This is a genomic window from Pedobacter cryoconitis, assembly GCF_003259615.1.
Taxonomy (GTDB): domain Bacteria; phylum Bacteroidota; class Bacteroidia; order Sphingobacteriales; family Sphingobacteriaceae; genus Pedobacter; species Pedobacter cryoconitis.
Map to the genome: position 1 here is coordinate 41,897 of NZ_QLLR01000020.1, position 19,642 is coordinate 61,538.

19 protein-coding genes are annotated in these 19,642 nt (G+C 40.4%); 14 read left to right on the forward strand and 5 right to left on the reverse strand.

Annotated features, from left to right (window positions below):
* The first annotated feature begins 82 nt into the window (after window positions 1-82).
* Both LY11_RS17580 and LY11_RS17585 read left to right on the forward strand, forming a co-directional pair.
* Complete coding sequence (locus tag LY11_RS17580; protein ID WP_111634957.1) at window positions 83-1,966, forward strand: gamma-glutamyltransferase family protein; 1,884 nt, start codon at window positions 83-85, stop codon at window positions 1,964-1,966.
* A 26-nt stretch (window positions 1,967-1,992) separates the two neighbouring features.
* On the forward strand, window positions 1,993-3,714 hold the full coding sequence (locus LY11_RS17585) for a patatin-like phospholipase family protein (protein ID WP_111634958.1): 1,722 nt from the start codon (window positions 1,993-1,995) through the stop codon (window positions 3,712-3,714).
* A gap of 3 nt (window positions 3,715-3,717) precedes the next feature.
* Here the strand turns inward: LY11_RS17585 and LY11_RS17590 are convergent, their stop codons facing one another.
* Entirely contained in the window at window positions 3,718-4,053 is a 336-nt protein-coding gene (locus LY11_RS17590; protein WP_111634959.1) for a hypothetical protein, read from the reverse strand.
* 138 nt (window positions 4,054-4,191) lie between these two features.
* On the opposite strand from LY11_RS17590, the gene LY11_RS17595 reads away from it, so the two are divergent.
* The 3 genes from LY11_RS17595 to LY11_RS17605 are packed head-to-tail and all read left to right on the forward strand — an operon-like array spanning window position 4,192 to window position 6,418.
* The gene (locus tag LY11_RS17595) at window positions 4,192-4,872 is read left to right on the forward strand and encodes an ArsR/SmtB family transcription factor (protein WP_111634960.1); all 681 of its coding nucleotides are present in this window, start codon (window positions 4,192-4,194) and stop codon (window positions 4,870-4,872) included.
* Between the two features lie 5 nt (window positions 4,873-4,877).
* Window positions 4,878-5,702 carry a metallophosphoesterase family protein gene (locus LY11_RS17600; protein WP_111634961.1) on the forward strand — a complete coding sequence of 275 codons (825 nt, stop codon included), beginning with the start codon at window positions 4,878-4,880 and terminating at the stop codon, window positions 5,700-5,702.
* 23 nt (window positions 5,703-5,725) lie between these two features.
* Window positions 5,726-6,418, forward strand: coding sequence for a hypothetical protein (locus LY11_RS17605; protein ID WP_111634962.1), 693 nt, complete (start codon window positions 5,726-5,728; stop codon window positions 6,416-6,418).
* 15 nt (window positions 6,419-6,433) lie between these two features.
* Here the strand turns inward: LY11_RS17605 and LY11_RS17610 are convergent, their stop codons facing one another.
* Window positions 6,434-7,666, reverse strand: coding sequence for an alpha/beta hydrolase-fold protein (locus LY11_RS17610; protein ID WP_111634963.1), 1,233 nt, complete (start codon window positions 7,664-7,666; stop codon window positions 6,434-6,436).
* Between the two features lie 329 nt (window positions 7,667-7,995).
* On the opposite strand from LY11_RS17610, the gene LY11_RS17615 reads away from it, so the two are divergent.
* Window positions 7,996-8,649 (forward strand): MBL fold metallo-hydrolase, encoded by a 654-nt coding sequence (locus LY11_RS17615; protein ID WP_111634964.1) that lies wholly within the window; start codon window positions 7,996-7,998, stop codon window positions 8,647-8,649.
* A 10-nt stretch (window positions 8,650-8,659) separates the two neighbouring features.
* Window positions 8,660-9,409: a 4'-phosphopantetheinyl transferase family protein gene (locus LY11_RS17620; protein WP_111634965.1), complete on the forward strand. Its 750-nt coding sequence runs from the start codon at window positions 8,660-8,662 to the stop codon at window positions 9,407-9,409.
* A 10-nt stretch (window positions 9,410-9,419) separates the two neighbouring features.
* Here the strand turns inward: LY11_RS17620 and LY11_RS17625 are convergent, their stop codons facing one another.
* Window positions 9,420-10,175 (reverse strand): hypothetical protein, encoded by a 756-nt coding sequence (locus LY11_RS17625; protein ID WP_111634966.1) that lies wholly within the window; start codon window positions 10,173-10,175, stop codon window positions 9,420-9,422.
* 157 nt (window positions 10,176-10,332) lie between these two features.
* Here LY11_RS17625 and LY11_RS17630 point away from each other — a divergent pair, with 157 nt between their 5' ends.
* Window positions 10,333-11,166, forward strand: coding sequence for a 3-keto-disaccharide hydrolase (locus LY11_RS17630; RefSeq protein WP_111634967.1), 834 nt, complete (start codon window positions 10,333-10,335; stop codon window positions 11,164-11,166).
* Window positions 11,167-11,169: 3 nt separating this feature from the next.
* Here LY11_RS17630 and LY11_RS17635 read toward each other — a convergent pair whose 3' ends face one another.
* Both LY11_RS17635 and LY11_RS17640 read right to left on the reverse strand, forming a co-directional pair.
* Window positions 11,170-11,544, reverse strand: coding sequence for a DoxX family protein (locus LY11_RS17635; RefSeq protein ID WP_111634968.1), 375 nt, complete (start codon window positions 11,542-11,544; stop codon window positions 11,170-11,172).
* A 76-nt stretch (window positions 11,545-11,620) separates the two neighbouring features.
* Window positions 11,621-12,466: an AraC family transcriptional regulator gene (locus LY11_RS17640; RefSeq protein WP_111634969.1), complete on the reverse strand. Its 846-nt coding sequence runs from the start codon at window positions 12,464-12,466 to the stop codon at window positions 11,621-11,623.
* Between the two features lie 222 nt (window positions 12,467-12,688).
* On the opposite strand from LY11_RS17640, the gene LY11_RS17645 reads away from it, so the two are divergent.
* The 6 genes from LY11_RS17645 to LY11_RS17670 all read left to right on the forward strand — a co-directional run bounded on the left by LY11_RS17645 (window position 12,689) and on the right by LY11_RS17670 (window position 19,591).
* Window positions 12,689-14,368: a GMC oxidoreductase gene (locus LY11_RS17645; RefSeq protein WP_111634970.1), complete on the forward strand. Its 1,680-nt coding sequence runs from the start codon at window positions 12,689-12,691 to the stop codon at window positions 14,366-14,368.
* 4 nt (window positions 14,369-14,372) lie between these two features.
* The gene (locus LY11_RS17650; RefSeq protein ID WP_111634971.1) at window positions 14,373-14,939 is read left to right on the forward strand and encodes a gluconate 2-dehydrogenase subunit 3 family protein; all 567 of its coding nucleotides are present in this window, start codon (window positions 14,373-14,375) and stop codon (window positions 14,937-14,939) included.
* A 5-nt stretch (window positions 14,940-14,944) separates the two neighbouring features.
* Complete coding sequence (locus LY11_RS17655; RefSeq protein ID WP_111634972.1) at window positions 14,945-16,420, forward strand: xylulokinase; 1,476 nt, start codon at window positions 14,945-14,947, stop codon at window positions 16,418-16,420.
* A 19-nt stretch (window positions 16,421-16,439) separates the two neighbouring features.
* Window positions 16,440-17,771 carry a xylose isomerase gene (gene xylA, locus LY11_RS17660; protein WP_111634973.1) on the forward strand — a complete coding sequence of 444 codons (1,332 nt, stop codon included), beginning with the start codon at window positions 16,440-16,442 and terminating at the stop codon, window positions 17,769-17,771.
* Between the two features lie 92 nt (window positions 17,772-17,863).
* Complete coding sequence (locus LY11_RS17665) at window positions 17,864-18,628, forward strand: SDR family NAD(P)-dependent oxidoreductase (RefSeq protein WP_111634974.1); 765 nt, start codon at window positions 17,864-17,866, stop codon at window positions 18,626-18,628.
* A gap of 54 nt (window positions 18,629-18,682) precedes the next feature.
* Window positions 18,683-19,591: a helix-turn-helix domain-containing protein gene (locus tag LY11_RS17670; protein WP_111634975.1), complete on the forward strand. Its 909-nt coding sequence runs from the start codon at window positions 18,683-18,685 to the stop codon at window positions 19,589-19,591.
* Window positions 19,592-19,642: the final 51 nt, after the last annotated feature.

Consider the following 19,642-nt stretch of genomic DNA (forward strand, 5'->3'; position numbering starts at 1 on the left):
TTTTAGCCGGGAATACAGTTTTTCTACTTTTACTGGTGTTTTGCGGATTGTAAGCTAGTAAATTTTTCCTATTTTGGGTTCTATGAAACAACTTGTATCCGCACTATTTATCTCCGCAGTTTCCATCTTTCCTTTAGCCGCGCAACAAACCCAGAAACCGGTATTGCATGGTCAGAACTGGATGGCTATTACAGGTAAACCATTGGCTGCCACAGCGGGAGCGATGACCTTTCAAAAAGGTGGAAATGCAGTTGATGCAGCTTGTGCAATGCTGGCTGCAACCTGTACGATGTGGGATACTTTAAGCTGGGGCGGCGAAACACAAGCGCTGATTTATAATCCAAAAACTAAAAAAGTAATTGCGATTAATGCCATGGGCGTGGCACCAAGTGGCGCAACTGTCGATTTCTTTAAGAATAAAGGATATAATTTTCCTCCGGAATATGGCCCTTTGGCTGCTACTACACCCGGTACGCCGGGTGGGCTGCTGTATATGCTGGCCAATTATGGAAAATTAAGTTTAGAACAAGTCCTTGCCCCGGCTATGGAAATGGCGGCAGGTTATCCGATCGAAGCACAGGCCGCCAATAGCATTGAACGTGGAAAGGATAAAATTAAGGAATGGCCTTACAGTAAGAAAGTATTTTTAACACATCCTGGCGAAAAAAGAGAAGCGCCTGAAGCGGGTGAAATCTTTGTTCAGAAGGATTTGCTGGCTACACTTCAGAAAATGGTGGATGCAGAGAAAACAGCTTTGAAACAAGGGAAAAATAGAAAGCAGGCGATTATGGCTGCTTATGACCGTGTTTATAAAGGAGATATAGCTCAGGAATTTGTACGCAGCAGTCAGGAGCAAGGTGGGTTGATTACGATGGAAGATCTGGCCCAATGGAAACCTTTAGAAGAAGAACCGCTGATGGTTAATTATAAAGGAATTGATGTTTATAAATTACAACAATGGACACAGGGACCGATGCTCCTGCAAGCGCTGAATATTCTGGAGAACTTTGATTTGAAAGGTATGGGCTATAACAGTACAAAATATATCCATACGTTATATCAGGCTATGAACCTTTCTTTTGCAGACCGTGATTTTTATTATGGTGATCCTGGTCAGGGCCCAAAAGGACCTATGAAAGGCTTATTAAGTAAAGACTATGCAAAGGAAAGAGCGAAATTGATACAATATGATAAAAATGATGTGGCTATAGGCCCGGGTAATCCATATCCTTATGAAGGAAGGAAAAACCCGTACATCAAGTTATTAAAAGATAGGAGCTATGAGCTGGACACGACGAAACGAAATTTTGCGCCAGCACATGATATGACCAATAATATGCCTGATGCCGCTTATCAGGACAGGTTATGGTTAGGGACTACTTCTGTAGAAGCCGCAGATAAAGAAGGCTGGGTAGTTTCTATGACTCCAAGTGGCGGATGGTTGCCAGCTTGTATTGCCGGAAAAACAGGGATGGGAATGAGTCAGCGGATGCAAAGTTTTGTGCTGGATTCTACGTTAAATCCTTTTAATGTTGTTGCACCTGGAAAAAGACCAAGAGTTACTTTATCACCTTCTATGGCTTTAAAAGATGGCAAACCATTTTTGGCTTCCGCTGTTCAGGGTGGAGATACACAGGATCAGAACCTTTTACAGTTCTTTTTAAATGTTACAGAATTCGGAATGAATGTACAGCAAGCTACCGAAGCTGCAAACTTCAATACCAATCAGCTCTGGCTTTCGCTGGGCGGGACAAAGACAACTGACCGTCAGCCAAAACCAGGGCAGATCTTATTAAATGATAACACAACGCAGGTAGTGAGAGACGAATTGAAAAAAATGGGTTATACCTTAAGTTTTGGTGCCAGAACCAGTGGTCCGGTCAATGCGGTTTATTTTGACTGGAAACATGGAAGCCTTTGGGGAGGGTCCAGTAATCACGGCGAAGATTATGGTATAGGCTGGTAATTTTTTATATTTTAAAGTATAATTCTATGATGAACCCTACGGCTGATCCAAAGAATGAGCAGGAGAAATCTCCTGTAGCTGAACCTGGAAAATTCCACCTGGGTATTTGTATGGCTGGTGCAGTATCTGCGGGAGCTTATACAGCAGGGGTAATGGACTACCTGATCGAGGCTTTAGAAGCATATGAAAAAGTAAGGGGACAACCGGGAATCCCCAAACATCAGATAGAAATACCTGTAATGGGCGGGGCTTCAGCAGGCGGGATGACCGCAATGCTCACTGCTGCTGCTTTACAGCATGAAATGCACCCGATTGAACATCCCGGACCTGATATTCTGGCAGAACATAAAGATCATATTTTATATCATTCCTGGGTAGATCTTACGGATAAAGATATGTTTGACAGGATGCTGAAGAACGATGATATTGACGGAACGGTTGTTTCCGCATTGAACTGCCTTTTTATTGATGAGATCGCTGAACGGGTATTGAAACCTAAAGATCCCGAGTCTATTAGCTGGAAACCTTTACCTTCCTTTTTTCCCCGGAAACTAAAACTATTTACCACATTGAGTAACCTTGGGGGATTTACTTACAATGTGAATTTTAATGAGAATGGAGGACAGCGGCCTTATTATATGAAAGTCCACCAGGATTATGCCTGCTTTGAACTGACTTCAGAGGAACAGACTGTTAACCATTCTCCGGGCTGGATGCCGCTTAATTTCAGAACCGGAACCAATGCACAGGTTGCAGTGGATGCTGCACTGGCTACCGGTGCGTTTCCGATTGGATTCAGGGCAAGAAAAGTTACACGTTCCAAAGATGTTGTCAATAATAATCCGTTGTTTGATGAAAAAATGCTTCGGGCAATTCAGATTAACACTGATCCTTATCAATCTTTAAATGTTGATGGGGGGATGATCAATAATGAACCGTTTGATAAGGTCAGGGAGGTTTTAAGTACCGTTTGCGGACAGCAGGAGCCGGCATTATACAATGATTATAATACTTTCAATTCTACGGTAGTGATGATTGCGCCGTTCCCCAGTACCAAGCCAGTTGATATTAAATTATTTGATAAGTTAATGCACGTCGCAGGACTCACCTTATCAGCAATGGTGAGCCAGATGCGTTCCAAAGCTACACAGGTTGTAGATGCGATGAATGAAAGCTGCGCAGGTCAGTTTCTGATTGATCCTTCCAGAGAATTGAGAAAAACAGACGGTACTAAAGTTGATCTTCAGGGAGAACGTGCGATTGCTTGCGGTGCATTAGGAGGCTTTAGCGGTTTTCTGAACAAGGAATTCAGGGTACATGATTATTTCCTGGGCCGGCATAACTGCAAGATATTTTTGCGTGATTATTTTACGATCCCTGATCATGCCAGAAATGAAAACCCCATTTTTAAAGCAGGTTATCAGGGTATTGATACAGCTCAATACCGTTCGAAGTTTGACGGAAACTGGCAGATTATTCCGATAGTCGGAGAGGTTGATTATACTTTTCCTCAATTGGCCTTTAGTTCCGGCAGCAACTGGCCGGTGCAAAATTGGGAAGCGGTTAGTAAATATAGTGGTGTGCTAAAAAGACGTGTGCAAGCGCTGATCCTGAACCTGGTGAAATATAAGGCAGTGCAAAAGTTCTTTTTGTGGATCGGAACCAGGATCTTATTGAGAGGGATGATTGCTAAAGCAATGCTGTCAACCATTAAGGATGAACTTAATCGCTGGCAGCTGCTTAAATAAATGTTATAAATTGAACTCAATAACTGTGGTTGGATCATCGTAATAAAGATCATCATCAAACAATATCCGGTTATACCCGCTGCCAGTAAATCTGACCGTGGTATAATCCATATCATTCAATGTATACAAAGATACATTCACAATAGGCAGTCTATGATTGAAGGGAATAGAACGGTAACCAGATACGTTGTAACTCTGAATATCGAAGCCATTTTTAATGGTAATTACACAATTGTCGCAGGATACTTCAAATCTGTAGTCGGAGTAAGGCTGGTTGTCTACTTTAATACAAGAACCAGTTATAAAACAAATTAATAATAGGGCTAAAAGCTTATTCATTATGGAAATTTATAAATACCAAAGGTAATTATTTAATGCAGTTTCCCGCCATTTTATCATGAAAGGCGCATTTTTGTTAAAACACACATTTCATTTCAGAATGAAGTATGTGTTTTGACAATAGGTTATATTTGAAAAATGGAACTTGAAAGTTTAGCCAGTATAGCTGGATTGATCGGCGAGCCAGCACGTATTAAAATGTTATGGGCGATGATGGATGGTAAAGCTTATACAGCTACCGAATTATCCATTGTTGCCGGCGTATCTCCTCAAAGTGCTAGTATGCACCTTGGTAAAATGGTGTCGGCCGATTTGTTAAAGGTTAGTAATCAGGGGCGGCACCGGTATTTTAGTTATGCCAGGGAAGAAGTTGCTTATGCGATTGAAGCATTATCAAACTTAACTCCAGTTCAAAAACAGGTGACTATTCCAGTGCATAAGGATGTCCCTTTTGAATATTGCAGAACCTGTTATGACCATATTGCTGGCCGGGCGGGAGTGCTCATTAATGATCGTTTATTAGCCCTTGAATATTTAACAGAGAAAAACCAGCGTTATGAAATGACCGCAAAAGGAGAGGTGTTTTTTAAGGATTTTGGTATTGATACAGATAAATTATTCAAGCTGAAACGTCCTTTTGCAAGACCTTGCCTGGATTGGAGTGAAAGACGGCCGCATCTGGCAGGTTCTCTGGCCATGGTTTTTTTAAAGAAAATGATTGCTGAAGACTGGATGAGAAAAATTCATGATTCCAGAACTCTTTCGATTACTTCTAAAGGCCAGTCAAGTATATACGATTTATTAGGTGTTAAAATTTAACCTGTATGGCTGCTAAAACTATCGCTTACCTGACAGATGCTCATTTAGGTCAGAAAATTATCCTGAACGATGAAACTGGTCAGATGTGTTATGCGCAAAATGAAGCAGAACATAAAGATAAGCTGAAATTTATTCTGGAAGATATAGCCCGGAATGGGATCACTGAAATTATATTTGGTGGCGATATTGGTACTCAGGAAGCTAACCTGTGGTTCTTTGAGACTGTTTATGCGTTGAATTTCAAACTATTAATGGTGCTTGGGAACCATGATACTTATTCACAGGTAAGCCAGTATTATAAAAATGAGTATCATCATGAACTGAGCAAGGAGCATCATCATGAACTAAGCAATGAACATCATAATCGACATTACAATAAATTAACCAAAGAATTGCATTATGCCTATGAACAAGGGCATTTTAAATTTATTTATCTAGATTCTTCTTCTAATGCAATCAGCCAGGTTCAGTTGAACTGGTTACGGCTGGAACTGGATACGGAAAAAGAAATATTACTTTTTATACACCACCCTGTTTTAGAAATCAGTACCCCATTAGATAAGATAGGAGCAGCCCTGCAAGGAAGAGAGGAAATCAAATCATTGCTATCGGCACAGCAAAAGGAGATTACCATTTTTTGCGGACATTATCATATGGCTGATGAATTGATAGCAGGAAATATAAGACAGTATTCCTCCCCGGCATGTTCTTACCAGATAGAAAAACTATCAGCAAAAATTGAGATTGATACTTTGATATTTGGCTACAGGACAATCACTATCAATGACAGCCAAATAAATACAAAGGTTAAATTATTCCAGTCCGTATAGCCCGATATTATTATATTTAAAATATGATCAAGATAAGTTGCCCTTATGACTGGATTTGCGGTCAGGAATTTACCACAGATGAGTTGAGCAGTCATGATAGAGATTTCGTAATTAGCGCTGCAGCTAAAAACATGAAATTAATATTTATTGATTGTCCTGTCTGTAACGTCACTTTCTCTTATAATCCATCCAGTAATAAAAGTATAGCATCGGGAATGATCAATCCTGATCAGCATGCTAAAAAAGAACCAGTACGTAAAACTTTAAAAGCATTTAATACACTATTAAAAAAAGATAAGGTAGAAATCCCTCCTGATTATCTTGCATATTTATTAAGTGAACAATTCACTAAGAAACTGGAGGTATTTAAAGCTCAGGATAGTTTTGAGCTCTTTAGTTATGATGAACTTCGCGAAGTAGTCAATATTGATGGAAAAGATTACGTAAATGCCAGGCAGCTCAAAGGATTCGTGCTGTCTTTAAGCGAACTGAGCTTAGAAAATGAATTTATTCCCGAAACCGGTATCAATTCCGCTTATGGAAAAGATAATTGTTTTTTCACACTCGATGAACTGTCCCACAGCATAGTTATTGGCCAGGCTGGTACCGACCTTTTATTTATTGACAGCAGAGATAAGGATTCGTTGTTTGTTTTCCATCCGGATGGGGGAGATACAGAAGCAACTAACCTGTCCCTGAAAGATTTATTTAGTTAAGTATCCGGATGTTATTTATTGCTTCAGTTTTTCCAGTTTCATTTTAATATCAGGTCTGTATTTTAACTTTAATGCCTTTTTAAAATAGCTGATGGCAGCAGGCACATCATCTTTTGACAGGTAATAATCACCCATACTATCATAAGTATTAAAACTCTCCGGATAGTATTCGATATTGAGCTGAAAGAACATTTCAGCTCTGCTATAATCTTTTTCTGAAGTAAATATATAACCAAATCTATTGAGATCCTGTTCTGAAGGACGAACCACATAACCCATTTCATTTGATAAAGCCTGATAATGTGCATTGATTATTTTTTTCAGGTCCGCTGCAGTATAGGTCTTATCAAAGAACTGGTGTACTGGCTGAGTCTGTGGAAACTTATAATGCTGGAAAATATACTTTAAGGCATCGTATTCAGCAATTAAAGGAACTGAAGTATGATCCTCTTCAGGGTAATAGTTGAAGTTCCACCTCAAATTATGGCCTGTAATTAATGTTAACTGATCAGAAAGATTTAGAATAGCGCGAATATGCTGCGTGACCTGCGCGGTATCCAGCCTGGCTGCTGCGGTATCCATTCCCGGAGTCATTGTATTTGCCGCCGCCAGAAAAAGGGATGTTTTGGTGAACTTTTTTTTCTGTAGTATCTTTTTTGAGCTGTTTAATAATTTACACTGATCATAAGACATACTTGGGTCGATAGCCACATAAGCATTAAATAACGAGGTATGGTTAACCAAGGTGTTGATCACCATCAGTCCTCCTAATGAATGCCCTGCCAGCATACGATAAGGGGCCGCCGAATAATTTTTATCAATATAAGGAATCAGTTCCTTTTCAAGGAATGCTGTGAAATTCTCTCCGCCACCTGAATTTCCGAATATTGGATTTTTGGAAGGTGTGAGATCTCTTGTCCGGTTGCCAGGCGTATTAATAATACCGACAATTATCATTTCGGGGAAAACTTTATTACCATTAATTACGCTCAGCTGGTTAATCATAGCCATTAAGGACAAGAAATTGTTTTCACCATCTAAAACATACAATACAGGATAACCGGGTTTGAAAAAAACTGCGGTATCCATTGGTGGTGCATAAATCCATAAAGCTCTTTTTTCATTTAATATAACTGAATGCAGCGTATCGGTATGACCTATAGAAACTGGTATTTGCTGCTGGCCGTTTACATACCTGGAGCTTAGCGTAAGGAATATAATTAAAAGGAAGAATTTCATCTTGATCATCTTTCAAGAATACGACACTAAACTATAGCCTGGAGAAAAATGTGATGAAACTGCCCGAACATGGGATGAAGAGTTTAGAGCAGAATAAGTAATTATTTCTGGCAAGTGGTCAGTCAATACACTAATTTCCCGGAAACAGTTAGTTTTTTTGAAAATATGGGTCCTTGTTTATATATTGACATGGGCCATTCAGGAACCAGCGCCGCTTTTGTTAAATATAATTTACAACCGGATACTGGTTCTGAAATATTTCAGATTATGAGCCCCTATCAAGGAGAAATGAAGCAATTAAAGAAGTTACAGGCTATTATCGGATAAAACACAACCATATGGAAGTTAAACTTTTTCGTGTAGCTAATGAAAATATAAAAAATCAGTGTTACCTCATTTATGAAGGTAATTCGGGTATTCTGGTAGATCCTGCATGGGATTATGAGCTGATCAATGATTTTCTGAAAGATAATCTGATTGTGCTGAAGGGAGTTCTTTTAACACATGCGCACCATGACCACACGAATCTGGCAGCTGTTTTTGCCTATAAACATGCTGTTCCTGTTTATATGTCGGCCATTGAAATCCGGGATTCCGGCTTCCATGTTCAGCGGCTGATTGCGGTACAGCATTTACAGGAGTTTACTATTGATGGTTTTACGGTGACGGCTTTACTCACCCCTGGTCATACTAAAGGCAGTACCTGCTATCTGATTGGCGAACATTGCTTTACAGGAGATACTATTTTTATTGAAGGTGTGGGCATCAGTGATGAGCGGAATGTAGGCTCGCTCTTTGATAGTGTACAATTCATCAAGCAATACCTGCCACCGCATACACTGATCTGGCCGGGGCATTCCTTTGGACAAACTCCGGGTAAAGAACTTAGTTTCCTGTTCCGGAATAATATATACTTTTTGCTGAACCGCAGAGAGGCATTTGTAGATTTCAGAATGCGAAAAAACCAACCCGATCCTTTTGCTTTTAAATAACCCCTTTAAGATGAATATTGTTGTTGAAAAGCTTGTTTTACATAGAGCTGAAGGCTTGTTCCCTGCTGCTATTGCTATTGTGAAACAGCCCTTGAATGCGTTAAAGGAAATTCGACATTCATTTTTGCATCCCAATGAATTGAAGTTTTTCGATACTTTAAAGTTTGAGCGGGTTCAGCATAGTTATTTATTGGGGAGGTTTGCCGCTAAAAAGGCATGGAGTGTTTTTGCTGAAGATAACGCAATGACAGCCGTTGAGATCACTGCCGGGATATTTCAGCAACCCGTTCTGTATTTGCCTGGCGGGGGAAATATACAACTCAGTATCGGGCATACTGAAGAAATAGGAATGGCGATAGTTTTTCCGGAGAGCCATCCTATGGGGGTGGATGCAGAACTTATTGATGTGAAGCAAAGCGAAACCATCAGGAGTATTGTGGCTGTGGGAGAGCAGGATAAACTTCAGCTGATCCATCCCGACGCAGGCAAAAGCCTTACGGTTTTATGGACAATTAAAGAAGCATTGTCAAAAGTGCTGAAAACTGGATTAATGACTCCTTTTGAGTTGTTTGAAATCGACAAGGTGCAGCATCAGGATGGTATTGTGATTTGTGATTTTAAAAACTTCCCTCAGTATAAGTCTTTATCCTGGTTGGCCGGAGGTTACGCGTGGTCAATAGTTTTACCACATAAAAGCACATTGGATCTGGCAGTGCTCAGGAAGTTATACTTACAAAACAGCGCAGGTCAGGTATCCTGAACAGCGCAAATCAGGTATCCTGAATAAAAAAGTTCCCGATTTCAACTGGCTGCTGATATTTTTTAATGAAGTTTCTTACGCTCGTTGGCAAATATAAATAACCCATTCCGTCAGTCCCTAACAGACCACTATGGATAGGACTGATCTCTGAAATCAGTTTATCTTCAAGCTGCAAAATAAACTCTGGCCCAAAAAAACCTCTGAATACAGGGGCAAAATTTTTCATGATTTCAGGATCTATATTGATAGGTTCTTGTAGCCAGGCAGGAAATTGTGCCCCAAATTTAGAAATAGCTAATTTTGAGCCTTCAAACCATTCTTGTCCCGCCGGGAAGTCTTGTTTTCCTTCCTGCTCCGAGAATTTGCTCAGGACTATTTTACGCTCAGGAATTGGGATTGGTAAATCTGCGATCTCGGCAGCTTGTCCTGTATCGTAATGTAAAATAACTTTTACTGTACCATTCTTTATTTTCTCTGCCTGTTTTGGATCATTAACCGTGTACAAACCCGGCATACTGCTGCCAACTCCAAATTCAGGGTGTATTTTGACCGATAAGAATATACTGATCGCATAGTTACTGTCTTCCAGTAAATTATTTACTGCATAACCGGCATCAAACAAATCTTTCTTCAGTGACATTAAAAGCAACATTGGTTTTTGCGTAACCGGGCAAACAGGGTAAGCTGCCATTTCTATATTAGCTACTCCTCCAATCCGGGAGGCAGGCTTGTCTTGTTTTAAATCTGAAGTTAGTAGATGATACATAATTAGCTTAAATCAATGGCAAAATAGTTATAATCTTTATTTTTCAGGATAATATTGAGATTAATCTGATCTTTCTTACCGCTATTTTTTCTGCTGAGTTCATTGCCGGGGCTGATTTAAATTCCTACTTTTAAGAACTAACCATTTGTCCTGACGTATGAAACAAAAAATCAGCCTTTCGCTTATTATTGTGCTTACTTTTTTATTTGTCAACCCATCATCCGCTCAAAAAGGCTGGATTGATCTTTTTAACGGCAAAGACCTGAAAGACTGGAATATCAAAATTTCCAAGCACAACTATAATGAGAACTACGCAAATACCTTTCGTGTAGAAAACGGGCTGATGAAAGTGAGCTATGACGGCTATGGGGACTTTGATCAGCAATACGGTCATATATTCTATAAAAAACCATTCTCTTATTACCTGTTAAAGATAACCTATCGCTTTGTGGGGGAACAGGCTAAAGGCGGTGAAGGCTGGGCTTATCGGAACAGTGGCGCTATGCTGCATGGACAGGCCCCTGAAACTATGCTGAAGGATCAGGATTTTCCAATTTCTGTAGAAGGGCAAATTCTGGGTGGTGATGGTACACACGACCGTCATACCAGCAATGTCTGTACACCCGGAACACAAATCGTTTACGAAGGGAAACTATTTACACCACATTGTTTAGATTCTAAATCGAAAACTTATGCAGGTGATCAATGGGTTACTGCCGAATTCTTAGTTTTAGGAGATTCAGTCATTAAGCATATTATTGATAAAGAAGTAGTGCTTGAATATACGAAACCTCAGATCGGAGGAGGCAATGTGTCCAACTATGACCCGAAAATCAAAGTAGATGGTAAAGCTTTAACCGGTGGCTACATTTCTTTACAGAGCGAAAGTCATCCGATAGAATTTAAAGCAGTAAGGCTCTATAATCTGGAGCCTTACGCAAAAAATAAAACAAAATTAACTCAGGTCATTGCCAAGGTTTTAAAGGAATAATCCTTATTCATTGATCATCGGTTTGTATTTGTACCAATTAGTTCCGATTATCCAAAGATTGATCAGGAAAAATGGCAAGGCGATAAATAAACCAGATGGCTCGAAAATAGCATTATGAACAATAATCCCTACCATAACCGGTAAAATAACAATAGCGCCGAGCGCTCTGTATTTTGGCAGCATAAAGAGCAGGCCGCCAATAATTTCAACGATCCCTATTAAAGGCATCAGCCATGAAATTTTAAAAAAAGCTTCCATGAGCTGCATTTGCTCCGCGCTCATTTTCGGCATGGGCATGTAATTGAAGAATTTGTTTAATCCGGCGTTGATAAACATCAGACCGAACAGGATACAGAGTACAGTTTTTACGATTTTCATTTTAATCAGATTTTGGTGGGATTTAAATTACTGTTTAAAATTTGAAAATCAATAGGTTAGCTTAAAAAAAATGACCTTACTTTATATGCTGCTTTCTATATTGTGATGGAGGTATCCTGATAACGGCCTTAAACTGCTTGCTAAAATGTGCCCAGCTATTATAACCACTATCGTAACAAATATCTAAAACAGGCCGGTTTGTTTCTCTCAAAAGTTTGCAAGCATGCCCGATCCTGATCTCTTTAATGAAATCGAAATAACTTTTTTTAATATTCCGTTTAAAAAAACGACAAAATGCAGGGATGGACATACTGGTAATTCCTGCGACTTCTTTCAAGGAAATCGGATCCAGGAAATGTTTAAAAGAATAGTCTATAATTGTTTCAATGACTGAATTTTCTTCACCATTACTGACCGTGTCAAATGCTGTAGTAATAATCTTCTGCTGCGCTGAAGTACTGATCTTTTGCATACAACTGATCAAAAGTTGAATACGCTCAATTCCTGCGGCAAATTCCAGTTGTCTGATTAATACAGCAATATCATTTGATAAGTCCTGTAGTAGCTGAATACCAGTATTCTTACTTTCTAATAATCCGGCTATATCTTTCATTTCCGGTAAGGCCAGAAAACCTTCGCCCCAGAAATCTCTCATAAAATGAATGACGATCGCACTGCCAATCGTGGTGTTCTGTGATCTTCTAAACCAGTGCGGTACATTTGTATTGAGTAAAAAAATGTCCCCTTGCTTATATTCTCCAATATAATCACCTATCAATGCCGTCCCGTTCCCTTCGGTAATCAGAATTAATTCACACTCCAGATGCTTATGCCAGGCCGTTTCAAAATCAGGTGTTTTGTAAGTCCGGCAAGCGAAAGAGTTATATTCTTCTACATGTATTTTCTGAATGAGTGTCTTCATGAAACTGAAAATGTATGCTATTCAACTGCTATCTGAACGTAAAATAAAGGTACTAAATCCAATAAGTGATCAGATAGCATATTTTTTTCAATAAATACCAGTTGAACCGGCCTTGTCTAATTTTGTAGATTTAAAACTAACAAATTCTTTGACGCGCAGACAATTTTAACCTGAATAAAACCAAATATATTTTTATGAATGAAATTTCAATAACAGCTGATTATGGAAGATAGTACATATGATGCGATTGTAGTCGGTTCCGGTATCAGCGGTGGCTGGGCGGCAAAGGAACTTTGTGAAAAAGGTTTAAAAGTCCTGATGTTAGAACGCGGTGGCCCTTATGATCATATTAAAGATTATAAGACGGCGCAGAAAAATCCCTGGGAATTTGAACATCGGGGAGGTACAACTGCCGAACAGAAAAAAAAGTATCCTGTTATCCATCGCGGATGGGCAGCCAACGAAGCGGTCATGGACGGCTGGGCAAATGAGCAAGATTGTCCTTATACCGAAACCAAACCCTTTACATGGTGGCGCAGTTACCGGATGGGCGGCCGTTCTATCTTATGGGGCAGACAATCTTATCGCTGGAGCCAGCTGGACTTTGAAGGAAATGAGAAGGATGGTATCGCCACACCCTGGCCAATTGGATATGCAGATCTTGCTCCGTGGTACGACCATGTAGAGAAATTTGCAGGAATCAGCGGCTCTATAGAAAACATTGCGCATTTACCAGACGGACACTTTTTACCGCCTATGGAATTAAATTGTGTAGAGAAGGATATGGCACAAAGAATAAAAAAGGAGTACCATGAAAAGAGACATTTAATTATCGGCAGGGTGGCTAACCTGACCGCTGCAATCCCCGGGAGAACAAAATGTGAGTTTAGAAACCGCTGTTGGGAAGGATGTCCGTTTGGAGGCTACTTCAGCACACAATCCTCTACTTTACCGGCTGCAATGAAAACCGGAAATCTTACGGTAAGACCTTATTCATTAGTGAAACAAGTGCTTTATGACAAAAATTCAAAAAAGGCAACAGGGGTAGAAATACTCGATACCGAAACCAATCAGACTTATGAATTTAAAAGCAAGATCGTTTTCTTATGTGCTTCTACATTGAATACGGCCTGGGTTTTATTTAACTCTGCGACTGAGGTATGGCCAGGTGGTTTAGGGAGCAGCAGCGGCGAACTCGGACATAACGTAATGGACCATCATTATAATGTAGGCGCTTCAGGATCTGTGGAAGGTTTTGAAGATCAGTACGTATTTGGCAGAAGGGCCAATGGGTTCTATATCCCGAGATTTGTGAATTTAGGAGGTGACAAAAGAGATTACCTGCGTGGTTTTGGCTACCAGGGCGGCGCAAGCAGGGAAGGATGGGGCAGAGAGATCGCCGAGCTGAATATTGGAGGTGATTTTAAGGATGCTTTGGCAGAGCCTGGAAAATGGACTATCGGGGCAACCGGGTTTGGCGAAATACTCCCATACCATGAAAATAAAGTATCACTTGATAAAAATAAGAAAGATAAATGGGGCTTACCTGTACTGGCAATGGATGCGGAAATGAAAGAGAATGAGTTCAAAATGCGCAAAGACATGAAGGAAGAAATGAGGGCTATGTTTGATGCCGCAGGAATAAAAAATATCAATACCTGGGACAATGGACATGCCTTAGGTCATGGTATTCATGAAATGGGAACTGCAAGAATGGGAAGAGATCCAAAGACTTCTGTTTTGAATAAATGGAACCAGGTTTGGGACTGCATGAATGTATTTGTAACTGATGGTGCTTGTATGACTTCTTCAGCTTGCCAGAACCCTTCGTTAACTTATATGGCTTTAACAGCAAGAGCGGTCGATTATGCAGTGAGTGAATTAAAGAAAAATAACATTTAAGCTGATGGAAAGAAGAGAACTTTTAAAAATGATCGCACTGCTTACAGGCGGTGTGATGATTGGAAGTAATGCTTTACTGACTGGCTGCAGCCCTGACAAGGGGAATTTTAAAAAGAATGCGGTCTTTACGCAGCAAGACCAGGATTTTCTGGACGAAGTTTCTGACACTATATTACCTGCTACGCAAACTCCGGGAGCTAAAGCGGCAAAAGTAGGTGCTTTCATGACCGTTATGGTCAATGATTGTTATGAAGAAAAAGATCAGAAAGTTTTCAAGGAGGGAATTGCTAAACTCAATGCGGCTTGCGAAAAGATGTATGGTTGTGAGTTTATGAAAGCTACGGTAGTGCAAAGATTAGCATTGCTGGTTAAACTAGACGAGGAAGCCAAAGCCTATCAGGCTAAAAGAGGTGATTTACCAGCTCATTATTTTACCATGATGAAGCAATTAACTCTGCTGGGTTATTTTTCTTCAGAACCCGGTTGTACAAAGGCAATGCGTTATATCGCTGTACCTGGCCATTACAAAGGATCTGTTCCTTATAAAAAGGGCGATAAAGCCTGGGCTTAGCGGATATGTATTTACTGGGAATAGATATAGGGACATCTTCCATCAAGGTTTCTGTGGTGGATATACAAACCAGGAAAAGGATTGTCACAGCGCAATATCCTGATGAAGAAGTGGAAATCATAGCGCTTCAGCCGGGCTGGGCCGAGCAGTCTCCTGAAGATTGGTGGCAGCATGCAGTTCAGGCTATAAGCCGGTTAAATGCGATTGGAGGTTTTGACCCTAAGAACATTAAGGCTATTGGTATTGCCTATCAAATGCACGGACTGGTCATTGTAGACAAAGACCAGAATGCGCTGCGGGACAGTATAATCTGGTGTGACAGCAGGGCTGTTGAGCTGGGAGAAAAAGCTTTTGAGGAAATCGGACAGGAAAAATGTTTGCATCATTTGCTCAATTCTCCGGGAAATTTTACAGCCTCAAAACTGGCCTGGGTAAAACATAACGAGCCTGAAATTTATAAAAAGATAGATAAAGTTATGCTTCCGGGTGATTTTATTGCGATGAAACTGACTGGAAGTATTACGACCAGTATTCCGGCATTATCTGAGGGAGTGTTTTGGGATTTTCGAAAGGATGAATTGTCAAAAGATGTGATGGAATATTATGGTTTTGACCAGAATCTGATCCCCGCTATTCAGCCGCTTTTCTCTGTACATGGGGAGCTAAGTATAGCTATCGCAGTACTATTGGGATTGCCGGAAGGAATTCCTGTTGCCTATAAATCAGGTGACCAGCCTAACAATGCGCTTTCGCTGAACGTACTCAGATCTGGCGAGGTGGCTGCCACTGCAGGGACTTCTGGTGTAATTTATGGAGTCAGTGACCAGTTGATCTGTGACCCGCAGTCCAGGGTAAATACTTTTGCCCATGTTACTTATAGTCCGGCTCAAAAGCATACCGGAGTGTTGCTGTGTATCAATGGAACCGGAAGCATGTATAGATGGGCAAAGCATAATTTTGCACCAAACCTGTCTTATGAAACCTTGAATAAACTGGCAGCGACTGCGCCTATAGGCAGCAAGGGGCTAAAAGTTCTGCCTTTTGGCAATGGTGCAGAGCGGATCCTGAACAATAAATATACCGGCGCACAGTTAATCGGAATTGACCTTAACCTGCACGGGCAGCCGGAAATCTTCAGGGCGGTACAAGAAGGAATAGCCTTTGCGTTTCGTTATGGGCTGGATATTATGCGGGAGAACGGTATGCAGCCAAAGGTAATCAGGGCGGGACTCGCCAATTTGTTTCTAAGCGAAGTTTTTGCACAGACCTTTGTCGATGTGACCGGGGTTCCCATAGCGCTTTACGAAAATGATGGTAGTGTGGGCGCGGCAATAGGTGCAGGTATTGGTGCAGGTATTTTTGAAAGTGCCGAAGAAGCATTTAGCCATCATGAACCAATCAGGTACCTGGAACCTAAAAATACAGAAGCTTACGAACCGCTGTACACTGAATGGAAGTATCTATTAAACAAGGCTTTATAAGCTGCATAAAACAGAAATTATGACAAGAATAGTAATTGGAGCAAAAGAGTATTTTAAAGAAATAAAACAAATACAGTTTGAAGGTCTGGAAAGTGATAATCCGCTGGCTTTCAGATGGTATGATGCAAATAAAATAGTAGCTGGTAAACCCATGAAAGAACATTTGAAGTTCGCTTGTGCTTATTGGCATTCCTTTAATGGGAATGGGAGCGATCCTTTTGGGGGCGCTACACATGTTTTTCCATGGGATGAAAAGAAAGATGCGGTAGAAAGGGCAAAAGATAAAATGGATGCCGCTTTTGAATTCATCACTAAAATGCAATTGCCTTATTACTGTTTTCACGATGTGGATATAGTGGATTATGGCAATGATATTGCTGAAAATGAGCACAGATTGCAAACTTTGGTGGAGTATGCTAAAGAAAAACAAGCCAGCAGCGGAGTGAAATTACTCTGGGGAACAGCCAATTTATTTAGCCATAAACGTTATATGAATGGCGCATCAACCAATCCGGATTTTCATGTACTGGCACATGGTGCTGCCCAGGTAAAGTCTGCTTTAGATGCAACAATTGCGCTTGGCGGAGAGAACTATGTTTTCTGGGGTGGCAGAGAAGGATATATGAGCTTACTGAATACCAATATGAAGCGGGAGCAGGAGCATTTGGCTAAATTTCTTCATACAGCTAAAGATTATGCAAGAAGTCAAGGATTTAAAGGGACATTTTTTATTGAACCTAAGCCATGTGAACCCTCTAAACATCAATATGATTATGATGCGGCTACGGTAAAGAGTTTCTTGCAGGAGTATGATTTGCTTGGAGATTTTAAAATGAATATTGAAGTGAACCATGCGACTTTAGCCGGCCATACTTTTCAGCATGAGTTACAGGTTGCAGCAGATAGCGGGTTGCTGGGTTCCATAGATGCCAATCGTGGTGATTATCAGAATGGCTGGGATACCGATCAGTTCCCGACAGATATTAATGAACTGACTGAAGCCATGCTGATTATTCTGGAAAATGGTGGATTACAAGGCGGAGGCGTGAACTTTGATGCCAAGATCCGTAGAAATTCAACTGATCCTGCTGATTTGTTTTATGCCCACGTTGGCGGTATGGATATTTTTGCAAGGGCTTTGATCACTGCCGATGCGATACTTCAAAAATCGGATTATAAAAAGATAAGGACTGACCGGTATGCTTCTTTTGATAATGGTCAGGGGGCCGAATTTGAGCAGGGGAAATTAAGCTTAGAAGATTTAAGGAACTATGCGGTACAAAACGGAGAACCTGAAGTGCGCAGCGGAAAACAGGAATACCTTGAAAATCTGATTAACAGGTATATCTAGGTTATTTGAAATTCGCAAATATCCGATTGAAATCTCCAAACAAGAGGTGTGGTAGTTACTGATCTTTGTGGTATCAAAATAAAGATATGATTATGGAGCATAAAAGTAAAATAGCATTAGTCACTGGCGGCAGCCGCGGACTAGGTAAAAATATGGCACTTAAACTTGCAGAAAGAGGTATTGATGTCATTCTTACTTATTTGAGTAAAGAAGAGGAAGCTAACGAAGTGGTTGCGCAAATAAAAGAAGCTGGACAAAATGCGGTAGCGCTGCGCCTTGATACAGGTGATGTGAAGAGCTTTGATTCGTTTTTTGAGCAATTAAAAGGAGTGCTTCAAGGTAAGTTCCATGCAGATAAATTTGATTTTTTAATCAATAACGCAGGGGTGGGACACAATACTTTGATTAAGGATATGAGTGAGGACGTGTTTGATCAGCTGATGAATGTACATTTTAAAGGGGTTTACTTTTTGACACAAAAAGCACTGGAACTCATGAATGACCAGGGTGGGATTGTCAATGTTTCCACTGGTCTTACCCGGATGAGTATGTTTGGATATTCCGCTTACGCATCTATGAAAGGGGCGATCGAGGTTTTCACAAGGTATCTGGCAGCTGAATTGGGCGCAAGAGGAATTAATGTGAATTCCATAGCACCCGGGGCTATAGAAACCGATTTTGGAGGTGGTGCTGTACGTGACAATGAGCAGATTAACAAACATATCAGTGGTATTACTGCGCTTGGACGGGTTGGATTACCTGAGGATATTGGTGGTGTAGTTGCTTTCTTATGCACGCCGGATGCTAAATGGATTACCGCACAACGTATCGAAGTTTCAGGAGGAATGAGCCTTTAATCTTGCCATCTGTTTTTCAATAAGGAGTGTTATATTTGATTTTCGCAAAATGATATGCCTAAAGAAACATCATTAGAAGAATTTTATCAAAAAGTTACGGCCACTCTTCCTGCAGACATCAACAGGGAGATTGGCCATTTCAATGTTTTTGAAATTGATAAACTATTTGATCAGAAAACCGGTACCCGGATTATGCCTTATAGCAGAAGGGCTTATTATAAGATTAGTTTGATCAGGGGAAAAAACAGGGCAGAATATGCTGATAAAGTTATTGAAATTCCAGAAAGTGCCCTTCTTTTTGCCACACCGAGAATACCTTATAATTGGGTAGCCCATGATGACAATCAGACCGGACTTTTCTGCATTTTTACGGCAGAATTTCTGGCTAAGAATAAAGTAGGAGTGGCTTTAGATGAGCTGCCTATCTTTCAACCGGGTCAATTGCCGATTTTTCAGCTTACAGCGCAAGAAAGTGCTGAGCTTGAAGTTCTTTTCAGGAAAATGCACGCAGAAATGGACTCCAGTTATATTTATAAATATGATCTGATCCGTAATTTCGTGATGGAAGTGATCCATTACGGACAAAAATTACAGCCTATATCTCCATTTCACGTCGTGCAAAATGCTGCGGAAAGGATCACCTCATTATTTATAGAGCTTTTAGAAAGGCAATTTCCAATTGAAACTTCGGGACAAAGATTGATGCTTCGTACAGCTAAGGACTATGCAGACCGGTTGGCCGTACATGTAAATCACCTGAATAAAGTATTAAAGGAGAGCTCTGGGCAAACGACGACCAGTATTATTACGCTCCGGGTAATTCAAGAAGCGAAAATTTTGCTGAAGCAAACGGACTGGAGTATTTCAGACATCAGTTATAGCCTGGGCTTTGATGATTTAGCTCACTTTTCAAACTTCTTCAAAAAGCAAACTTCTATTACGCCAATTGCGTTTCGGTCGTAATGAATTGAGAAACGCTTTAAAAATTAAAATCCCTGCAAATAATACCTTTGC

Bases quoted from the DNA above. Each gene is read 5' to 3' on its own strand.
- LY11_RS17620 (WP_111634965.1), top strand. From the start codon at position 8,660: ATGAATATTGTTGTTGAAAAGCTTGTTTTACATAGAGCTGAAGGCTTG.
- LY11_RS17605 (WP_111634962.1), top strand. From the start codon at position 5,726: ATGATCAAGATAAGTTGCCCTTATGACTGGATTTGCGGTCAGGAATTT.
- LY11_RS17595 (WP_111634960.1), top strand. From the start codon at position 4,192: ATGGAACTTGAAAGTTTAGCCAGTATAGCTGGATTGATCGGCGAGCCA.
- LY11_RS17580 (WP_111634957.1), top strand. From the start codon at position 83: ATGAAACAACTTGTATCCGCACTATTTATCTCCGCAGTTTCCATCTTT.
- LY11_RS17600 (WP_111634961.1), top strand. From the start codon at position 4,878: ATGGCTGCTAAAACTATCGCTTACCTGACAGATGCTCATTTAGGTCAG.
- LY11_RS17625 (WP_111634966.1), bottom strand. From the start codon at position 10,175: ATGTATCATCTACTAACTTCAGATTTAAAACAAGACAAGCCTGCCTCC.
- LY11_RS17665 (WP_111634974.1), top strand. From the start codon at position 17,864: ATGGAGCATAAAAGTAAAATAGCATTAGTCACTGGCGGCAGCCGCGGA.
- LY11_RS17630 (WP_111634967.1), top strand. From the start codon at position 10,333: ATGAAACAAAAAATCAGCCTTTCGCTTATTATTGTGCTTACTTTTTTA.
- LY11_RS17615 (WP_111634964.1), top strand. From the start codon at position 7,996: ATGGAAGTTAAACTTTTTCGTGTAGCTAATGAAAATATAAAAAATCAG.
- LY11_RS17640 (WP_111634969.1), bottom strand. From the start codon at position 12,466: ATGAAGACACTCATTCAGAAAATACATGTAGAAGAATATAACTCTTTC.
- LY11_RS17590 (WP_111634959.1), bottom strand. From the start codon at position 4,053: ATGAATAAGCTTTTAGCCCTATTATTAATTTGTTTTATAACTGGTTCT.
- xylA (WP_111634973.1), top strand. From the start codon at position 16,440: ATGACAAGAATAGTAATTGGAGCAAAAGAGTATTTTAAAGAAATAAAA.
- LY11_RS17650 (WP_111634971.1), top strand. From the start codon at position 14,373: ATGGAAAGAAGAGAACTTTTAAAAATGATCGCACTGCTTACAGGCGGT.
- LY11_RS17635 (WP_111634968.1), bottom strand. From the start codon at position 11,544: ATGAAAATCGTAAAAACTGTACTCTGTATCCTGTTCGGTCTGATGTTT.
- LY11_RS17585 (WP_111634958.1), top strand. From the start codon at position 1,993: ATGATGAACCCTACGGCTGATCCAAAGAATGAGCAGGAGAAATCTCCT.
- LY11_RS17655 (WP_111634972.1), top strand. From the start codon at position 14,945: ATGTATTTACTGGGAATAGATATAGGGACATCTTCCATCAAGGTTTCT.
- LY11_RS17645 (WP_111634970.1), top strand. From the start codon at position 12,689: ATGGAAGATAGTACATATGATGCGATTGTAGTCGGTTCCGGTATCAGC.
- LY11_RS17610 (WP_111634963.1), bottom strand. From the start codon at position 7,666: ATGATCAAGATGAAATTCTTCCTTTTAATTATATTCCTTACGCTAAGC.
- LY11_RS17670 (WP_111634975.1), top strand. From the start codon at position 18,683: ATGCCTAAAGAAACATCATTAGAAGAATTTTATCAAAAAGTTACGGCC.